Origin of the sequence: Saccharopolyspora pogona (assembly GCF_014697215.1) — a bacterium.
In the GTDB taxonomy this organism is placed as follows: domain Bacteria; phylum Actinomycetota; class Actinomycetes; order Mycobacteriales; family Pseudonocardiaceae; genus Saccharopolyspora; species Saccharopolyspora hattusasensis.
The window spans coordinates 8,266,983-8,282,541 of sequence record NZ_CP031142.1 but is presented as its reverse complement, the minus strand read 5'-3'; the positions used below and the strand labels follow the sequence as shown (position 1 = coordinate 8,282,541).

Annotated in this window: 15 protein-coding genes; 5 read left to right on the top strand and 10 right to left on the bottom strand. The window is 70.8% G+C overall.

The annotated features are described in order from the left end of the window. Window positions 1-13: 13 nt before the first annotated feature. Window positions 14-1,330 carry a histidinol dehydrogenase gene (gene hisD / locus DL519_RS39220; RefSeq protein WP_190822396.1) on the bottom strand — a complete coding sequence of 439 codons (1,317 nt, stop codon included), beginning with the start codon at window positions 1,328-1,330 and terminating at the stop codon, window positions 14-16. Between the two features lie 207 nt (window positions 1,331-1,537). Here hisD and DL519_RS39215 point away from each other — a divergent pair, with 207 nt between their 5' ends. From DL519_RS39215 to DL519_RS39205, 3 genes are all read left to right on the top strand, one after another. After that, window positions 1,538-2,803, top strand: a complete 1,266-nt coding sequence (locus tag DL519_RS39215; protein ID WP_190822394.1) for a M14 family metallopeptidase — start codon at window positions 1,538-1,540, stop codon at window positions 2,801-2,803. Between the two features lie 135 nt (window positions 2,804-2,938). Beyond that, complete coding sequence (locus DL519_RS39210) at window positions 2,939-3,622, top strand: YqeB family protein (RefSeq protein WP_190822392.1); 684 nt, start codon at window positions 2,939-2,941, stop codon at window positions 3,620-3,622. 102 nt (window positions 3,623-3,724) lie between these two features. After that, window positions 3,725-5,017 carry a hemolysin family protein gene (locus DL519_RS39205; protein WP_190822390.1) on the top strand — a complete coding sequence of 431 codons (1,293 nt, stop codon included), beginning with the start codon at window positions 3,725-3,727 and terminating at the stop codon, window positions 5,015-5,017. 147 nt (window positions 5,018-5,164) lie between these two features. Here DL519_RS39205 and DL519_RS39200 read toward each other — a convergent pair whose 3' ends face one another. The 7 genes from DL519_RS39200 to DL519_RS39170 form a co-directional block, all read right to left on the bottom strand. Next, window positions 5,165-5,323 (bottom strand): hypothetical protein, encoded by a 159-nt coding sequence (locus DL519_RS39200; RefSeq protein ID WP_190822388.1) that lies wholly within the window; start codon window positions 5,321-5,323, stop codon window positions 5,165-5,167. Between the two features lie 67 nt (window positions 5,324-5,390). Continuing rightward, window positions 5,391-6,032, bottom strand: a complete 642-nt coding sequence (locus DL519_RS39195) for an ABC transporter ATP-binding protein (protein WP_190822386.1) — start codon at window positions 6,030-6,032, stop codon at window positions 5,391-5,393. Next, window positions 6,026-6,970 (bottom strand): ABC transporter ATP-binding protein, encoded by a 945-nt coding sequence (locus tag DL519_RS39190; RefSeq protein ID WP_190822384.1) that lies wholly within the window; start codon window positions 6,968-6,970, stop codon window positions 6,026-6,028. The genes DL519_RS39195 and DL519_RS39190 overlap by 7 nt, the downstream gene beginning before the upstream one ends. Further along, window positions 6,967-7,788, bottom strand: coding sequence for an ABC transporter permease (locus DL519_RS39185; protein WP_223840046.1), 822 nt, complete (start codon window positions 7,786-7,788; stop codon window positions 6,967-6,969). The genes DL519_RS39190 and DL519_RS39185 overlap by 4 nt, the downstream gene beginning before the upstream one ends. A gap of 250 nt (window positions 7,789-8,038) precedes the next feature. Next, the gene (locus DL519_RS39180; protein ID WP_190822382.1) at window positions 8,039-9,013 is read right to left on the bottom strand and encodes an ABC transporter permease; all 975 of its coding nucleotides are present in this window, start codon (window positions 9,011-9,013) and stop codon (window positions 8,039-8,041) included. Further along, entirely contained in the window at window positions 9,010-10,599 is a 1,590-nt protein-coding gene (locus DL519_RS39175) for an ABC transporter substrate-binding protein (RefSeq protein WP_190822380.1), read from the bottom strand. Before DL519_RS39175 ends, DL519_RS39180 begins: the two co-directional genes overlap by 4 nt. Window positions 10,600-10,750: 151 nt before the next feature. Then, window positions 10,751-11,428, bottom strand: coding sequence for a DUF2848 domain-containing protein (locus tag DL519_RS39170; RefSeq protein ID WP_190822378.1), 678 nt, complete (start codon window positions 11,426-11,428; stop codon window positions 10,751-10,753). A 107-nt stretch (window positions 11,429-11,535) separates the two neighbouring features. On the opposite strand from DL519_RS39170, the gene DL519_RS39165 reads away from it, so the two are divergent. Beyond that, window positions 11,536-12,825: an MFS transporter gene (locus DL519_RS39165; RefSeq protein ID WP_190822376.1), complete on the top strand. Its 1,290-nt coding sequence runs from the start codon at window positions 11,536-11,538 to the stop codon at window positions 12,823-12,825. A gap of 62 nt (window positions 12,826-12,887) precedes the next feature. Here the strand turns inward: DL519_RS39165 and DL519_RS39160 are convergent, their stop codons facing one another. Continuing rightward, window positions 12,888-13,514 (bottom strand): GntR family transcriptional regulator, encoded by a 627-nt coding sequence (locus DL519_RS39160; protein ID WP_190822374.1) that lies wholly within the window; start codon window positions 13,512-13,514, stop codon window positions 12,888-12,890. 218 nt (window positions 13,515-13,732) lie between these two features. On the opposite strand from DL519_RS39160, the gene DL519_RS39155 reads away from it, so the two are divergent. Beyond that, window positions 13,733-14,524 (top strand): carbon-nitrogen hydrolase family protein, encoded by a 792-nt coding sequence (locus DL519_RS39155; RefSeq protein WP_190822372.1) that lies wholly within the window; start codon window positions 13,733-13,735, stop codon window positions 14,522-14,524. A gap of 65 nt (window positions 14,525-14,589) precedes the next feature. Here DL519_RS39155 and DL519_RS39150 read toward each other — a convergent pair whose 3' ends face one another. Then, the gene (locus tag DL519_RS39150; RefSeq protein ID WP_223840045.1) at window positions 14,590-15,540 is read right to left on the bottom strand and encodes a CPBP family intramembrane glutamic endopeptidase; all 951 of its coding nucleotides are present in this window, start codon (window positions 15,538-15,540) and stop codon (window positions 14,590-14,592) included. Window positions 15,541-15,559 lie beyond the last annotated feature (19 nt).

Below are 15,559 nucleotides of genomic sequence, written 5' to 3'. Positions count from 1 at the left end.
TTGTTCCGGGCGCTCAGCGGGAGAAGCGGGCGGTGACCGCCTGACCGTGCGCGGGCAGGTCCTCGGCGTTGGCCAGCGCCACCACCTGGTCCGCGACGTCGCGCAAAGCCTGCTCGCTGTAGGAGATCACGTGGATGCCGCGCAGGAAGCTCTGGACGCTCAGGCCGGACGAGTGCCGCGCGCAGCCACCGGTGGGCAGCACGTGGTTGGAGCCCGCGCAGTAGTCGCCCAGCGACACCGGCGCGTACGGGCCGACGAAGATCGCGCCCGCGTTGCGCACCCGCGCGGCCACCGCTTCGGCGTCCGCGGTCTGGATCTCCAAGTGCTCGCCGGCGTACGCGTCCACCACCCGGAGGCCGTCCTCCACAGTGGACACCAGGATGCAGCCGGACTGCTCGCCGGCCAGCGCGGTGCTGATCCGCTCGACGTGCTTGGTCTGCGCCACCTGGCGCTCCAGCTCGGCGTCGACCGCGTCGGCCAGCTCGACCGAGGTGGTCACCAGCACGCTCGCCGCGAGGGTGTCGTGCTCGGCCTGGCTGATCAGGTCGGCGGCCACGTGCACCGCGTCGGCCGTCTCGTCGGCCAGCACCGCGATCTCGGTCGGCCCGGCCTCCGAGTCGATGCCGATCAGGCTGCGCAGGTGCCGCTTGGCGGCGGTCACGTAGACGTTGCCCGGCCCGGTCACCATGTCCACCGGCGTCAGCTCGGCGCCGTCGGTGTCGTGCCCGCCGTAGGCCAGCAGCGCCACCGCCTGCGCGCCGCCGACCGCCCAGACCTCCTCGACGCCGAGCAGCTGCGCGGCGGCCAGGATCGTCGGGTGCGGCAGGCCGCCGAACTCCGCCTGCGGCGGGCTGCACACCACCAGCGATTCCACCCCGGCGGCCTGCGCCGGGACCACGTTCATCACCACGCTGGACGGGTAGACCGCCAGCCCGCCCGGCGCGTACAGGCCGACGCGGGCGACCGGCACCCAGCGCTCGGTGACCGTGCCACCGGGCACGACCTGCGTCGTCGTGTCGATGCGCCGCTGGTCGTCGTGCACCCTGCGGGCGCGGGAGATCGACTCCTCCAGGGCCGCGCGTACCGCCGGGTCGAGATCGTCGAGGGCCCGCCTCAGCTCGGCGGCCGCCACCCTCACCCGTTCCGGTCGGACGGAATCAAACTTCTCGGTGAATTCGAGGACGGCTTCCACCCCGCGGTCGCGGATCGCCTCGATCACCGGCCGGACCCGATGCAGCACGTGCTCGACGTCCATCTCGGCGCGCGGCAGCGTCGCGCGCAGCTCGACGGTGGACGGAACGCGACCGCGCAGGTCGGTACGGGTGAGCATGTGCGTCCTTCCAATACCCGGGGGCTACACCGACCAGGGTAATCGCCGCGGGACGCGGCCGTCCTCGAACCCGGTCGCAGGTCACCCCGGACGAGGGCCCGGAGTGGGAAAATGTCAACGTGCGGCCATTGTTCGCCAGTGGCTTGCCAACATCGGGCGGCTCCTAGAACCTGCCAACATCACCACCAGTGATCGATCGGAGACCCGATGTTCAGCTCACGGCGCAAGGCAGTGACCGTGGCGGCCGCCGCGTGCCTGGTCCTGCTGGCCCCTATCCAGGCCAGCGTGTCCGCGGAGCCGACCGGGGCGACCGCCGCCCAGGACTTGGCCACCTACCGCGTTCCCAACACCGACAGCAAGACGCGAACCGAGATCAACCGCACCGGCGCCCAGGTCATCGCGGTGTCCGGCGCGGTGGCCACCGTGGAGGCCACCCCGGCGCAGGCCGAGCAGCTGCGCGCCGCCGGGTTCGTGCTCAACGACGAGACCAAGGTCGCCGACGCGCTCAAGCGGATCAACCCGGCGCAGCGGGTGCCGGGCGACTTCCCGCCCGGGTACGAGGGCTACCACAACCTCGACGAGATGAACGCCGAGCTCGACGCCGTGGTGAAGGACCACCCGGACATCGCGGCGAAGTCCAGCATCGGCAAGTCCTTCGAGGGCCGCGACATCCCGGTGCTGAAGATCAGCGACAACGTCGGGCAGGACGAGGACGAGCCCGAGGTGCTGTTCGACTGCAACCAGCACGCCCGCGAACACCTGACCACCGAGATGTGCTTGCACATCGCCAACCGGCTCACCGACGGCTACGCCGGCGACCAGGCGATCAAGGACGCGGTCGGCAACCGGGAGATCTGGATCATCCCGGTGGTCAACCCGGACGGTTCGTCCTACGACGTGGCGTCCGGCGAGTTCCAGGGGTGGCGCAAGAACCGGCAGGACGCCGGCACCGACCTCAACCGCAACTGGGGTTACAAGTGGGGCTGCTGCGGCGGCTCCGACAACGACCCGAAGGGCGAGACCTACCGGGGCCCGGCCGCGTGGTCGGCGCCGGAGACCGCGGCGATGCGCGACTTCATCGACTCGCGGGTGGTCGGCGGCGTGCAGCAGATCAAGGCCGCGATCGACTTCCACACCTACTCCGAGCTCGTGCTGTGGCCCTTCGGGCACACCAGTGACGACGCCACCGAGGGCATGACCCAGGAGGAGTACGACCGGTTCGCGCGGGTCGGCGGCGAGATGGCCAAGACCAACGGCTACACCCCGCAGCAGTCCAGCGACCTCTACATCACCGACGGCGACAGCCTGGACTGGATGTGGGGTCAGCACAAGATCCTGGCCTACACCTTCGAGATGTACCCGGCCAACGGCGGCGGCATCGACGGCTTCTACCCGCCCGACGACGTCATCGAGAAGGAGACCGCGCGAAACGACGCCGCGGTGGACATCCTGCTCCGCGAGGCAGGAGCCTGATCCGGCAGGAGGGGGAACGGGCCCGGGGCGCTTCGGCACCCCGGGCCCGTTCTTCCAAGCGGCTTCGCCGCTTCAAGGCATCAACCTCTTCCGCACCAGCGGCCACAGCGCTCGGCCGGTGGCGATAATGGCGGCATGGCTGCAGAACCCGCCGCGACGACCGTCACCGAGCACCGCCTGGTCCGGCACGGTTCGTGGATCGTCTGCCCGTTGTTGGGAGCGCTGGTCGTCTGGTTGTTGCGGCTGGCGTCCGCCTGGGTCGCCGGGTTGCCGTGGGCGCCGTTCCAGGGCGTGTTCCAGCTCGCCGCGTCGGTGCCCGACCCGTGGGGCTCGGTCGGCGCCATCGCCATCGGCGCGATCCTCGGGCTCGGCTTCGCCGGGCTGATGGCGCAGGAGCGGCTCACGGTCACCGTCGAACCGGAGCAGGTGGTGCTGACCGTCGGGCGGTCGCAGCAGCACATTGCGCGCGCCGAGATCGGTTACGTGTACGTCGACGGCAAGAACCTCGTGGTGCTGGACGAATCCGGCGGCGAGCACATCCGGCAACCGTCCGATTTAGACAGGTTCGCGCTGCGCAGGGCCTTCACCGACCACGGCTACCCGTGGCGGGACAAGGACCCGTTCACCGGCTCCTACAGCCTGTGGGTCGAGGACACGCCGGAGCTGTCGCTGCGGATCAACGCGCTGATGGCGGCCCGCGAACGCGCGCTGCGCAAGCGCGACGGGAAGGAAGCGGCGCTGCTGCGCACCGAACTGGTCAAGCACGGAATCCTCGTGCGCGACGTGAAGAAGCGTCAGTTCTGGCGAACCACCGACTGAGCGCAGTCGCAGAATTCGCTCTCGACCCGCGCCGCCACGCAGAACCAGCCTGGACTGTGGCAGTGGAGGGCTCGCGAACGCCGGGAATGGAACAATCGGAAGATGGACGGTGTCGCTTGGAACATCGCGCTGGTGCTGCTGTTCGTGCTGTTCGGCGGCTACTTTGCCGCCGCGGAGATCGCGCTGGTGTCGCTGCGCGAGAGCCAGGTCCGCAAGCTCGCCGAACGCGACCGCCGCGGCGCGCGGGTGGCCAAGCTGCGCGCCGACTCCAACCGGTTCCTGTCGGCGGTGCAGATCGGCGTCACCTTCGCCGGGTTCTTCGCCTCCAGCTACGGCGGCGCGACGATCGCGGTGCGCCTGGAGCCGGTGTTGGCCGGCTGGGGCCTGCCGATCGGCGTGGCCGCGTCGGTGGCCCTGGTGCTGGTGACGCTGTTCGTGTCGTACCTGTCGCTGGTGCTCGGCGAGCTCGCCCCCAAGCGGCTGGCGCTGCAGAAGTCCGAGGGCGTCGCGATGGTCACCGCCGGGGTGCTGGACCGGCTGGCGACGCTGTCGCGGCCGTTGATCTGGTTGCTGTCGAAGTCCACCAACGCGGTGGTCCGGTTGCTCGGCATCGATCCGCGCGCCGACCAGGACAAGGTCAGCGAGGAAGAGCTGCGGGACATGGTGCGCACCAACGAGCAGCTGACCATTGAGGAGCGGCGGCTGCTCAGCGACGCGTTCCGGGCCACCGACCGGGTGCTCGGCGAGGTCATGGTGCCGCGCACCGAGGTCGATTTCCTGGACCGCACCATGCCGCTGCCCGAGGCGATCGCCGAGGTGGCCGGCAAGCCGCACTCGCGGTACCCGGTCATCCGGGACACCGCCGACGACATCGTCGGTTTCATCCACGTCCGAGACCTGCTCGCCACGACGCACGGCGGACGCGCGGCGGTGCGCACGGTCGGCGACCTGACCCGGCCGGTCACCGCCCTGCCGGCGAGCAAGCCGGTGCTGGCGGCGCTGTCGCAGATGCGGCGGCGGGGCGGGCACCTGGCGGTGGTGGTCGACGAGTACGGCGGGACCGCTGGCATCGTCACCGTCGAGGACCTGGTGGAGGAGGTCGTCGGCGAGATCTGGGACGAGTACGACCCGAGCACGGCCCCGGTGCGCCCCAAGGGCAACGGCAGCTTCGAGACCGACGGGCTGCTGCACCGCGCCGAGTTCGAGCAGCAGACCGGGATCGCACTGCCCGACGGTCCCTACGACACGGTGGCGGGGTTCGTGGTCAGCCGGCTCGGGCGCGTCCCGGCGGAGGGCGATTCGCTGGAGGCCCTGGGCCACCGCTTCACGGTCCGCGCGATGGACGGCCACCGCGTATCCCGCCTGCTGGTCACCAAGCTCCCCGCCCAGCAGTGACCCAACCCGGGTTCGATCACCGCAATTTCAATGGAAATTGCAGAACTCCGGCGTGTCGGACCACGACACGCCGGAGACTGTGGATAACTCCCACAATTTCAATGGAAATCGGACATTCGATTTCCATTGAAATTGCGGACGACCGCGTCAGGACAGCAGCAGGACCACGGATCCCACGATGATTCCGACGAGCACCACGACCGCCGCGGTGATCATGATCGCCCGCATCTTTGGCCGGTCGTCGCGAACCTCGGTCTGGGCCCGATCCCGCCACTGCATGAAGGTGGTGCCTTCGCCCTCGCTCAACGTCGACTCCTCGGGTCCGTCGTCAGTACCGAGCGGTCCCCCGCGACCGCGTTTCGGCCCCACCATGTCATATCGACCCGCCGAGGCGAACCACGTGCACCGCCCAATACCGCAGCAGGTCTTCGTCGTGGCTGATCGCGAGCACCCCCGTGCCGTGCTCGTTCACCCGCCGGTCCACGACCTGCACCAGCGCCGCCGTGGTGGACGCGTCCAGCATCGCGGTCATCTCGTCGCAGATCAGGTAGCTCGGCCACAACGCCAATGCCCGCGCCAGGCAGGCCCGTTGCAGTTGCCCGTCGCTGACCTCGTGCGGCCGCCGCGACAGCAGCTCCGCGGTCAGCCCCACCTCGTCGGCCAGCTCGTCGACGTCGCCGGCGGTTCCGGTGGCCCGCAGCGGTTCGGCGACGATCTCGCGGAGCGTGAAGCGCGGGTCGACGGCGGGCCGCGGCTGCTGGAAGACGATGCCGATCGCCTTGCGCTGCTCCCGCGGCGTCGCGTGCCGGAAGCCGCTGACCGGCTCGCCGTCGAGCGACACCTGCCCGGACCACGGCTCGTGCAGCAGCCCGAGCACCCTGGCCAATGTGGACTTCCCGCACCCGCTCGGCCCGGCCAGCCCGACCACGGAACCGCCCGGGACGTCCAGGTCGACCCCGTCGAGCACCGGTTCGCCGCGCCGGTAGCCGGCGACCAGGCCGGTCGCGCTCAGCACGGCGGGTGCGCGGCGACCCACCGGTCGCCGAGGTCGAGCAGTTCCGGATCTCCCGTGCACGGCCCGAATCCGGGCACGTCCGGACAGCGTTGGCAGAACACGCAACCCCATTCCTGTTCGATGCGGGCCAGTTCGGTGAGGGCCGGCGGGTGGCCGGGGATCGGCCGGAAACCGACGTCGGGCAACGCCGCGAGCAGCCTCGCGGTGTACGGGTGCCAGGGGTCGGCGAGCACCTGCTCGGCGGGCCCGGCCTCGACGATGCGGCTGGCGTACATCACCGCGATGTCGGTGGCCACCCGGCGGGCGGCGGCCAGGTCGTGGGTGATCAGCAGCACCGCGCGGTCGTCGGTGGCGGCTTGGGCGAGCAGGTCGACGGTGCGATGGACGAGCGGCCGGTCCAGCCCGGTGGTCGGCTCGTCGGCGAGGATGATCCGCGGGTTGCCGGCCAGCGCCAGCGCCACCGCGACCCGCTGGGCCATCCCGCCGGAAAGCTCGTGCGGGTAGCGGTCGAGGTCGGCCGGATCGAGCCCGACTCGTTCGGCGAGTTCGTCCGGCCCGGCGGCGCCGCCCAGCGCCCGGATCGCCTCGACGAGCTGGCTGCGCGCGGTCCGCACCGGGGTCAGGTGGGTGCTCGCGGACTGCGGCACCAGGCCGACGAGCCGGCCGCGGACCTGCCCGGCCAGCACCGGCTCCGGCGCCGACAGCAGCTCGATGCCGCCGCACAGCACGGCTTCGCCGCGAACCTGCGCGTTCCCGGGCAGCAGCCCCAGCAGCGTTGAGGCCAGCACCGACTTGCCGCAGCCGGACTCCCCGACCAGCGCGAGCACCCGGCCCGGCCGCAGTTGCAGCGTCGCGTCGGTCACCGCCCGCACTTCGGCGCCGCGCCCCAGCAGGAAGCGCACCGAGAGCCGGTCCAGTTCGAGCAGCGGTTCGCTCACAGCGCCAACTCCGATCGCCGTCGCGGCAAGACCCGATCGCGCCAGGTCGCGGCCAGTCCGGACACCGCCAGCGTCGTCGCCACCAGCAGCACCGACGGGAACAGCACGATCCACCAGGCGCCGAGCAGCACCGCTTCCCGGCCGTCGCCGAGGATGTTGCCGATGCTGGCCAGGTGCGGCGGCAGGCCGAGGCCGAGGAAGCTCAGCGCGGTCTCGTGCCACACCGCGTGCGGCACGAGCAGCACCGCCGAGAGCGCCGCCTGCGGCACGATCGCGGGCAGCAGGTGCCGCAGCAGGACCCGCGACCGCGACGAACCGCCCGCGATCGCCGCGTCGATGTAGGGCCGCTGGCGCAGCGACAGGACCTCGGAGCGCACGATGCGTGCCACGGTCGTCCAGTGTGTGAGGGCGATGGACAGGATCACCGCGACCAGGCTGCCCCGGTACAGCGCGACGATCACGATGCCCAGCAGCAGGTGCGGCACCGAGTTGATGGTGTCGACCAGCCGCATCAGCAACCGGTCCGGCCAGCCGCCGACGCCGCCCGCGACGGCGCCCACCAACGAACCGAGCACAGTGGACACTACCGCACTGAAACCGGCCACCAGCAAGGAGATCCGCAGTCCGGCGAGGGACTGCACGAACAGGTCCCGCCCGCCGGAGTCGGTGCCGAACGGGTGCGCCGGGCTCGGCGCGAGCCGGATCGAGTCGTAGCGCACCGATTCGCTGCCGAACAGCGCGGGCACCGCGATCGCCGCCAGCACGAGGACCGCGAGGCCGCCCAGCGACACCCACAACCGGGCCCGGGTCCGCGACACCCCGGCGCGCTTGCGGCCGGCGAATCGCCACGGTCCGACCGATGTGGACTCGTCAGATGTCTTTAAAAGGCGGCGAAGCCGCTTGCGGTGAGACACGCCACTTGCACCGCCGCGAGTTCTCAGAGGTCGCCTCGCGAGGACAGCCCCGATGCCGCGTATTGGACATACATAAGTCGGGGATCCCGCAGTCGAGGCGGCATCTGAGGTTCCGCCACCGGCACCGCTACGCAAATCACGTTGCGTATCTTCTTCAGCCATCGGTCGCCACCCTCGGGTCTAGCACGATCGCCGCGATGTCGGCGAACAGCGAGCCGATCAGCACCGCCGCGGTGGCCACGAGCGTCAGGATCGCCAGTAGCGGGTAGTCGACCGCCGTTGCGGCGGTGACGACGGCGGCGGCCAGGCCCGGCCAGGAGAAGACCTCCTCGACCAGCACGGCTCCGGTGACCAGTTCCGGAACCCGCGCGCCGATCAGCGTGACGAACGGCAGCAGCGCGGTCGGCAGCGCGTGCCGCAGCACGACGGCGCTCTCCGCGAGGCCGCGCGCCCGCGCCCCGATCACGTGGTCCTCGGACAGCGACGTCAGCATCGACTGCCGGACGTGCAGCACCAGCCACGGCGACTGGGAGATGCCCAGCACCAGCGCGGGCAGTGCCAGGTGCTCGGCGACCTGCCCGAACGACACCGGAGCGCCCGCGTCGGTCAGGCCCGCCACCGGCAGCCAGCCGAGCCCCAGCGAGAACACCGCGATCGACAGCAGCGCCAGCACGAACGGCGGCACACCCTCCAGCGCGTGGCCGATGGCGGTGACGAACCGGTCGATCCAGCCGCCCTGCCGCCAGGCCGCGACGGTGCCCAGCATCAGGGCGATCACCACGGCCAGCGCGAGCCCGGTCGCGGTCAGCAGGAGCGTCCACGGCAGCCGTTGCGCGACGACCTGCGCGACCGGCTGCCGGAACGACCGCGACACCCCGAGGTCGCCGCCGAACACGCCGGTCGCCCAGTGCCAGAACTGCACCAGCACGGGTTCGTCGAGCCCCAGCCGGGCCCGCACCTGCGCGACGTCGGCCGCGGACGTCCCGAAGAGCTCCACACCGTAGTACTGGTGGACCGGGTCGAACGGGGACGCCGCGGCCAGCACGAACACCCCGAACGCCACGACCACCAGCACCGGTACCGCGAACCCGGTCCGCCGCAGCACCAACCGGCCGATCGCGCGGCTCATGCCTGCGGTTTCCAGGCCTCGACGTTCCACCACGGGCCCCAGGTGGTCCCGTGCACGTGCGGCTCGACCGGCGGCTGGTAGCCGGACCACTTGCCGTCGCGCATCACGTAGCTGTGGTCGATGAACGCCAGGTACACCAGGCCTGGGTCGGCGACGTAGGCGCGCTGCGCCTGCTTGTAGAACTCCGCCCGCTTCGCCTGGTCCACCTCCTGCCGGCCGCCGTCGAGCGCGGCGTCCACCTCGGCGTTGCGGTACTGGCCCGGGTTGTTGTAGGTGCCGGTGCCGATGACCGAGGAGTGCAGACTGGTGTAGACCTGCGGGTCGGGGTCGATGGGGTTGCCGCCGCCGAGCACGATCCCGTCGGTTGCCAGCCGATCGGGCACGGCCGAGCGGTCCACCCCGGCGAGCTCGACCTGGATGCCGACCGCCTTGGCGTCGGAGGCGAACGCGCGGGCGAGGTCCTTGCGGAGGCTGTCGTCGGCGAAATACATCACGGTGAACTGGGCGCGGACGCCGCCCCGCTCCCGGATGCCGTCGCCGCCGACCCGCCAACCGGCCTCGTCGAGCAGCTTCTTGGCGCGCTCGGGATCGAAGTCGAAGCGGGCCGTGGGCTCGAAGTTGGCACCCATCGACTCCGGGATCGGCGCGTAGGCCGGCTTTCCGTGCCCGCCCAGCAAGGCCTGGATCATGCCCTCACGGTTGACCGCGAGGTTCAGCGCCAGCCGCACGGCTCGGTCGCCGGCGACCGGGTGCCTGTTGGGCAGCGCGATGCTGCGGAAGTCGGCGGTGCGGTGGTGCACCGTCCGGTAGCCGTCGCGGCCGACGCTCTCGGCCAGCACCGGCGGCAGCACGGTGCCGTCGAACTCGCCGGAGACCAGGCGCTGGGCGCGGGTGTTGTCGTCCTTGGCGAAGACGACTGTGACCTTGCCGACGGCGGGCGCACCGGCCCAGTAGCCGGGGTTGGCCTCCCAGGTCATCTGGTCACCCTGGCGCCATTCGACGAGCTTGTAGGGCCCGGTGCCGACCGGCTTGGTGTTGGGCGGGGAGCTCTCCTGCGACTTCGGCTCGGCGAGCTGCTCGTTCGGCATGATGCCGAGCATCAGTTTCGACGGCCACGCGGCGTAGGGGATCTTGAGGTCGAACCGCACGGTGTGCGGGTCGAGCGAGCGGACGTCGGCGAGCATGTCGAAGTCCGAGGACACCGTCGAGGCGTAGGCGGGGTTGATCGCTGCCTGGTAGGTGGCGACGACGTCTTCGGCGTCGAAGGGCGTGCCGTCGTGGAAGCGGACGCCGTCGCGGAGCTTGACCGTCCAGGTCTTGGCGTCGGGCGTGGACTGCGGTGCCTCGCCGGCCAACGCGGGGCGCAACGCGGACTGGCCGTCGAAGGCCAGCAGGCCGTCGTAGAACTTCGCGGCACCCTCCACGCCGTAGCCCAGCAGCGGGTTCAGGCTCTCCGGCTCGTAGCCGTCGGCGAGCAGCATCGACCGGGGGTCACCGGTGCCCGGCGCGGACGGCGCGGCGCACCCCGCCCCGAGCAGGCCCAGGGCGACCGGAACAGCGACGAACAAAGCACGGCGTTTCAGCACCCCTGCACAATAGGTGCTATTGCAAGTTTTTCTCAATAAGTTGAGATCTTGCTCGTCGGCGCAGCGGGTGCCGGGCCAGGCTCGTGAGCGTTTTCGGGGGCCACGGCCCCCGAAAGCGCTCACGAGCCCTGAGCAGTGGAAACCCGCCGGCTCACGCCACCGGCTCGGGCATGCGGCGGACCTGGTACTCGCAGGCGATGACGTCGCCGGTCTTCGGGTCGCCCAGCTCGACCCGCCAGGAGTCGGCGAACTGGTCCACCGCGGCGTCCATCGGGATGGTGCCGGACAGCAGCACCGTGCCCGGCTGCAACAGGCCGCGTTCGCGCAGGTCGTCGAGCCAGAACTGCGGGGTGAGCAGCTCCGCCAGGGCGCCTCGCTGGATCACCTCGCCGCCCGCCCAGGCGGTCAGCGTCAGCTCGTCGAGCCGGTCGGCGACGTCGACCAGCCGCCAGGCCTTGCGCCCCAGCACGTCCGGCCCGGCCTGCTTGCTCCACGCGACGCCGTGCACCTCCAGCTGGCGGTCGGTGTGGTCGCTGGCCACCGTCAGCAGGATGTTTCGCTCCTCCGGCCCGGCGACGATCAGCGCCCACTCCGCCTCGCCGGAGGTGCGGCCGTGCTGCACCGGCACCTCGTCGGGCTGCATCGCCAGGTAGGGCGCCACCGGGTACAGGCAGGGCGTCCTGGTCGGCGCGGGCACGCCGAGCTCGGCGAGCTCGGCGACGTGCGCCGCGACGTCCTCCTGGCTGCGCCCGGCGTAGCCGCCGTTGAGCAGGGTCGTCACCGGCACGTCGACGACTTCACCGTTGACATCGAAACGCAGCGGAAACAAGATGTCCTCCAAAGTACGCATACTGGTTGTATACCGTCGGTGTACCACAGTACCCGGCGGTCGGCACCCACGACCGACCCGGAAGCCCCGGCAGGAAAAGGATCCCGATGACCCAAGCCCTACCCGCAACGGCCAAGCCGCCCCGCAAGGACCTGATCAAGGCCTTCGTGGCGAGCCTCAGCGGAACTTCCTTGGAGTGGTACGACTTCGCCGCGTACTCGGTGGCTTCGGCGCTGGTGTTCGGCCAGCTGTTCTTCCCGAGCCACGATCCGCTGTCCGGCACGCTGCTCGCGTTCTCCACCTACGCCGTCGGCTACGTCTCACGGCCGCTCGGCGGTTTCGTGTTCGGCCGGCTCGGCGACGTGCTGGGCCGCAAGCAGGTGCTGGTCATCACCCTGCTGATCACCGGCATCTCCACCGTCCTCATCGGGCTGCTGCCGACGCACAGCCAGGTCGGCTCGCTCGGCGCCGTGCTGCTGGTGGTCCTGCGGTTCGCGCAGGGCGTGGGCATCGGTGGCGAGTGGGGCGGCGCGGTCCTGCTGTCCAGCGAGTTCGGCAGCGACAAGCACCGGGGCTTCTGGGCCTCGGCCGCCCAGATCGGCCCGCCCGCCGGCAACCTGCTGGCCAACGGCGTGCTGGCGGCGCTCGCGGCGCTGCTCACCCAGGAGCAGTTCATGTCCTGGGGCTGGCGCGTCGCGTTCCTGCTCTCCGCGGTGCTGGTGCTGTTCGGCCTGTGGATCCGGGTGAAGTTGGAGGAGACCCCGGTCTTCAAGGAGCTGCAGGAGAAGGGCGAGCAGGCCGGGGCGCCGGTGCGGGAGGTCTTCACCCGCGAGCCCCGCGCGCTGGTGGCGGCCATCCTGTCCCGCGTCGGCCCGGACGTCCTATACGCGCTGTTCACGGTCTTCGTGCTCACCTACGCCACGCAGCAGCTGGACATGCCGAAGAGCTGGGCGGTCACCGGCGTCATGCTGGGCTCGACGCTGCAGCTGGTGTTGATGCCGCTGGCCGGCGCGCTGTCGGACCGGTGGGGCCGGCGGAAGGTCTACGCCGTGGGTGCGATCGGCGCCGGGGTGTGGCCGTTCGTTTTCTTCCCGATGGCAGGCGGAGGCTCGCCGGGGCTGCTGATCGCCGGCGTCGTCGTCGGCCTGATCTGGCACGCGCTCATGTACGGGCCGCAGGCGGCGTTCGTGTCCGAGCAGTTCAGCCCGGCGCTGCGGGCCACCGGGTCGTCCCTGGCCTACACGCTGGCGGGCGTCATCGGCGGCGCGCTGGCCCCGCTGCTGTTCACGTACCTGTTCGCGTCGTTCGGGACCTGGCTGGCCCCGGCGTGCTACCTCGCGGCGACCTGCGTGGTCACCCTGATCGGCCTGTCCCTCGGGCGCTCGAACGCGCGGTGAGGTTCGGATTTCGCCCGGGCCGTGGGTCTTTCCGACCGGAAAGACCCACGGCCCGGTCCACCTCAGCCCGCCAGCAGGACCTGCTGCGTCGCGGACAAGTGCTCGGTGATCGCCGCAGCCGCGGCCTCCGCATCGCCCGCGGCGAGCGCGGCCAGGATCGCCTCGTGCTCGACGAGCACCGCCTTGCGCCGCCCGCCGCTGCTGAACAGCGCGACGATGCCCGCGCGGATCTGGCGTGCCCGCAACGCGTCGTAGGTCTTGCTGAGCATGTCGTTGCCGACCGCGCACACCAGCGTGGCGTGGAACCGGTGGTCGCAGTCGATGAACGCGCGGGCCTGGTCGTCGCCGCTGAGCTCGCGCTGGGCCGCCAGTTCGGCGCGCATCTGCTCCACCGGCACCGCGTCCAGCTCGATGGCGCGGCGGGCGGCGTAGCACTCGATCATCGCGCGGATCTCGAAGAGCTCGCGGATCTCCCGGCCGCCGACCGGGGCGATGTAGGCGCCGCGCTTGGGCACCAGCTGCACCAGTTCCTCGGCGGCGAGCAGCAGCAGGGCCTCGCGGATCGGCGTTCGGGACACCCCGATCGCGTCGGCCAACGCCTGTTCGTTGATGAACTGCCCCTGCATCGCGGGGTCGCTGAGCACCGTGTCCTTGAGATGGTCGTAAGCCAGTTCTCGTCCAGACGGCAACGAAGACCCCCTGCGTGAATTTACCGAGCGCATATCGCTGGTATACAAACATAGTAACGGGTGAGCGCTGGAAGGTGTTCTTTGTCTTCGAAGCGGCGCAGCCGCTTCGCCTCGCCACTCGCACCGCCGCGGATTCTCAGGCGGCGTCTGAGATTCCGCCACTTGCACCGCTACGCAAAACGAGTTTGGAAAAAGTCCCTGGAAGGATGGTTGTGGTTATGCGGATCGTTTTGTGCCAGATCGTGTCCGGCCCGGACCCCAAGGCAAACCTGGAACTCGTGGCCGACGGCGTCCGGAAGGCCGCCGAGGCGGGTGCCGACCTCGCGGTGTTCCCGGAGGCGACGATGGCCTGCTTCGGGATCAAGCTCGGGCCGCTGGCCGAGCCCCTGGACGGGCCGTGGGCCACCGCGGTGCGGCGGCTCGCCGAGGAGGCCGGCATCGCGGTCGTGGCGGGCATGTTCACGCCCACCGAAGACGGCAGGGTGACAAACACGCTGCTGATCACCGGCCGCGGCCTGGACACCTCCTACGACAAGATCCACCTGTTCGACGCCTTCGGCTTCGCCGAGTCGAACACCGTCGCGCCGGGCGCGCAGCCGGTGGTGGTGGACCTCGACGGCACCAAGATCGGCCTGACGACCTGCTACGACGTGCGGTTCCCCGGCCTGTTCACGACGCTCGCCGACCAGGGCGCGTCGGTGATCGTCACCTCGGCTTCCTGGGGTTCCGGCGAGGGCAAGCGCGAGCAATGGGAGCTGCTGGTGCGCGCCCGCGCGCTGGACTCGACGTCGTGGGTGGTGGCCTGCGGCCAGGCCGACCCGCGCAGCATCGGCCGGGAGCCGAGCGGCAAGGCACCGACCGGCATCGGCTACAGCCTCGTCGCGACCCCGCTTGGCCAGGTGCACGCCCAGCTCGCCGACGCCCCCGAGGTCCGGGTCGTCGACATCGACCCGGCGGCGGTCGACCAGGCCCGCCAAGCGGTCCCGGTCCTCGCCAACCGCCGCTTCTGACGCGATCGTCCCGAGGTGAAGGGCGCCTCCGACCGGCATAGCCAGGCAGCGGTGCCCTTCACCCGTCAACCCGAACGGGCGAGCTTGTGCCGGAGGGCGAGGGCGGCGAGCACCGTGGCGATGGCTAGCACCGCGGTGGCGAGCAGGCTTCCTTCGACGCCGAACCCGCCTCCGGTGAGCAGGGTCGTGCTGCCCGGCGCGCCGCCGATGTCCAGCACCGTCGTGCGGATGTCCATTCCGGACACTTCGATGCCGTACACGTTGCCCTGGAGCCAGTTCCACACCGCGTGGAACGCACAAACGCCCCACAGGCCGCCCTCCGCGAGCGCCCAGAACGCCAGCACCAGGGCGATCAGCAGGATGTTGACCAGGCCGATCACGCTGACGTTGGCGTTCACGCCGTGCAGCGCGGTGAACACCACCGCCTGGAAGGCGATCGCGGCGGTCAGGCCCCACTTCCGGTAGGTGACCTGCATCAGGTAGCCACGGGTGATGACCTCCTCGGTGCTGGCCTGCACGATGAACCCGATCAGCGCCACGAGCGCGCCGCCGGCCTGCGCGGCGCGAACCGAGCCGGCCTCGAACTGTCCACTGAGGATGTTCACGCCGACCGGCACGGACAGCAGCACCACCGCCACCCCGGCGCCCAGCGCCAGGTGCGCGCCGCCGCGCGACGCGGGGAAGAACCCCACACTGCCGAATGACCGGCGCTCCTTGCCCCAGATCCACAGCGCCAGCAGACCGGCAGCCCCGCCGAAGCTGAGCAACATCGCCAGCTGGTCGATCAGCCCCATGGCGCCACCGAGCAGGGCTTCCGGCGAAGCCCCGAGCACCGGGAACAGCACCAGCGCGGCGATAGTCTGCCCGACGATCAGACAGCCCAGCACGACGACCAGCCCCACAACGGGCCCGGTGGGCCGCCTGGCCCGGTAGATCCCGCCCAACAACGGCGAAGGCAGAACCCGCTCGGCCTGCACAGTGCTCACCAGTACCTCACCCCGATCAGCTCCAGCCATGACTGAATCATCCCCGTCA

Coding starts and splice junctions, on each gene's coding strand:
- hisD (WP_190822396.1), bottom strand. CDS start 1,330: ATGCTCACCCGTACCGACCTGCGCGGTCGCGTTCCGTCCACCGTCGAG.
- DL519_RS39180 (WP_190822382.1), bottom strand. CDS start 9,013: ATGAGCCGCGCGATCGGCCGGTTGGTGCTGCGGCGGACCGGGTTCGCG.
- DL519_RS39165 (WP_190822376.1), top strand. CDS start 11,536: ATGACCCAAGCCCTACCCGCAACGGCCAAGCCGCCCCGCAAGGACCTG.
- DL519_RS39155 (WP_190822372.1), top strand. CDS start 13,733: ATGCGGATCGTTTTGTGCCAGATCGTGTCCGGCCCGGACCCCAAGGCA.
- DL519_RS39210 (WP_190822392.1), top strand. CDS start 2,939: ATGGCTGCAGAACCCGCCGCGACGACCGTCACCGAGCACCGCCTGGTC.
- DL519_RS39150 (WP_223840045.1), bottom strand. CDS start 15,540: ATGGCTGGAGCTGATCGGGGTGAGGTACTGGTGAGCACTGTGCAGGCC.
- DL519_RS39205 (WP_190822390.1), top strand. CDS start 3,725: ATGGACGGTGTCGCTTGGAACATCGCGCTGGTGCTGCTGTTCGTGCTG.
- DL519_RS39215 (WP_190822394.1), top strand. CDS start 1,538: ATGTTCAGCTCACGGCGCAAGGCAGTGACCGTGGCGGCCGCCGCGTGC.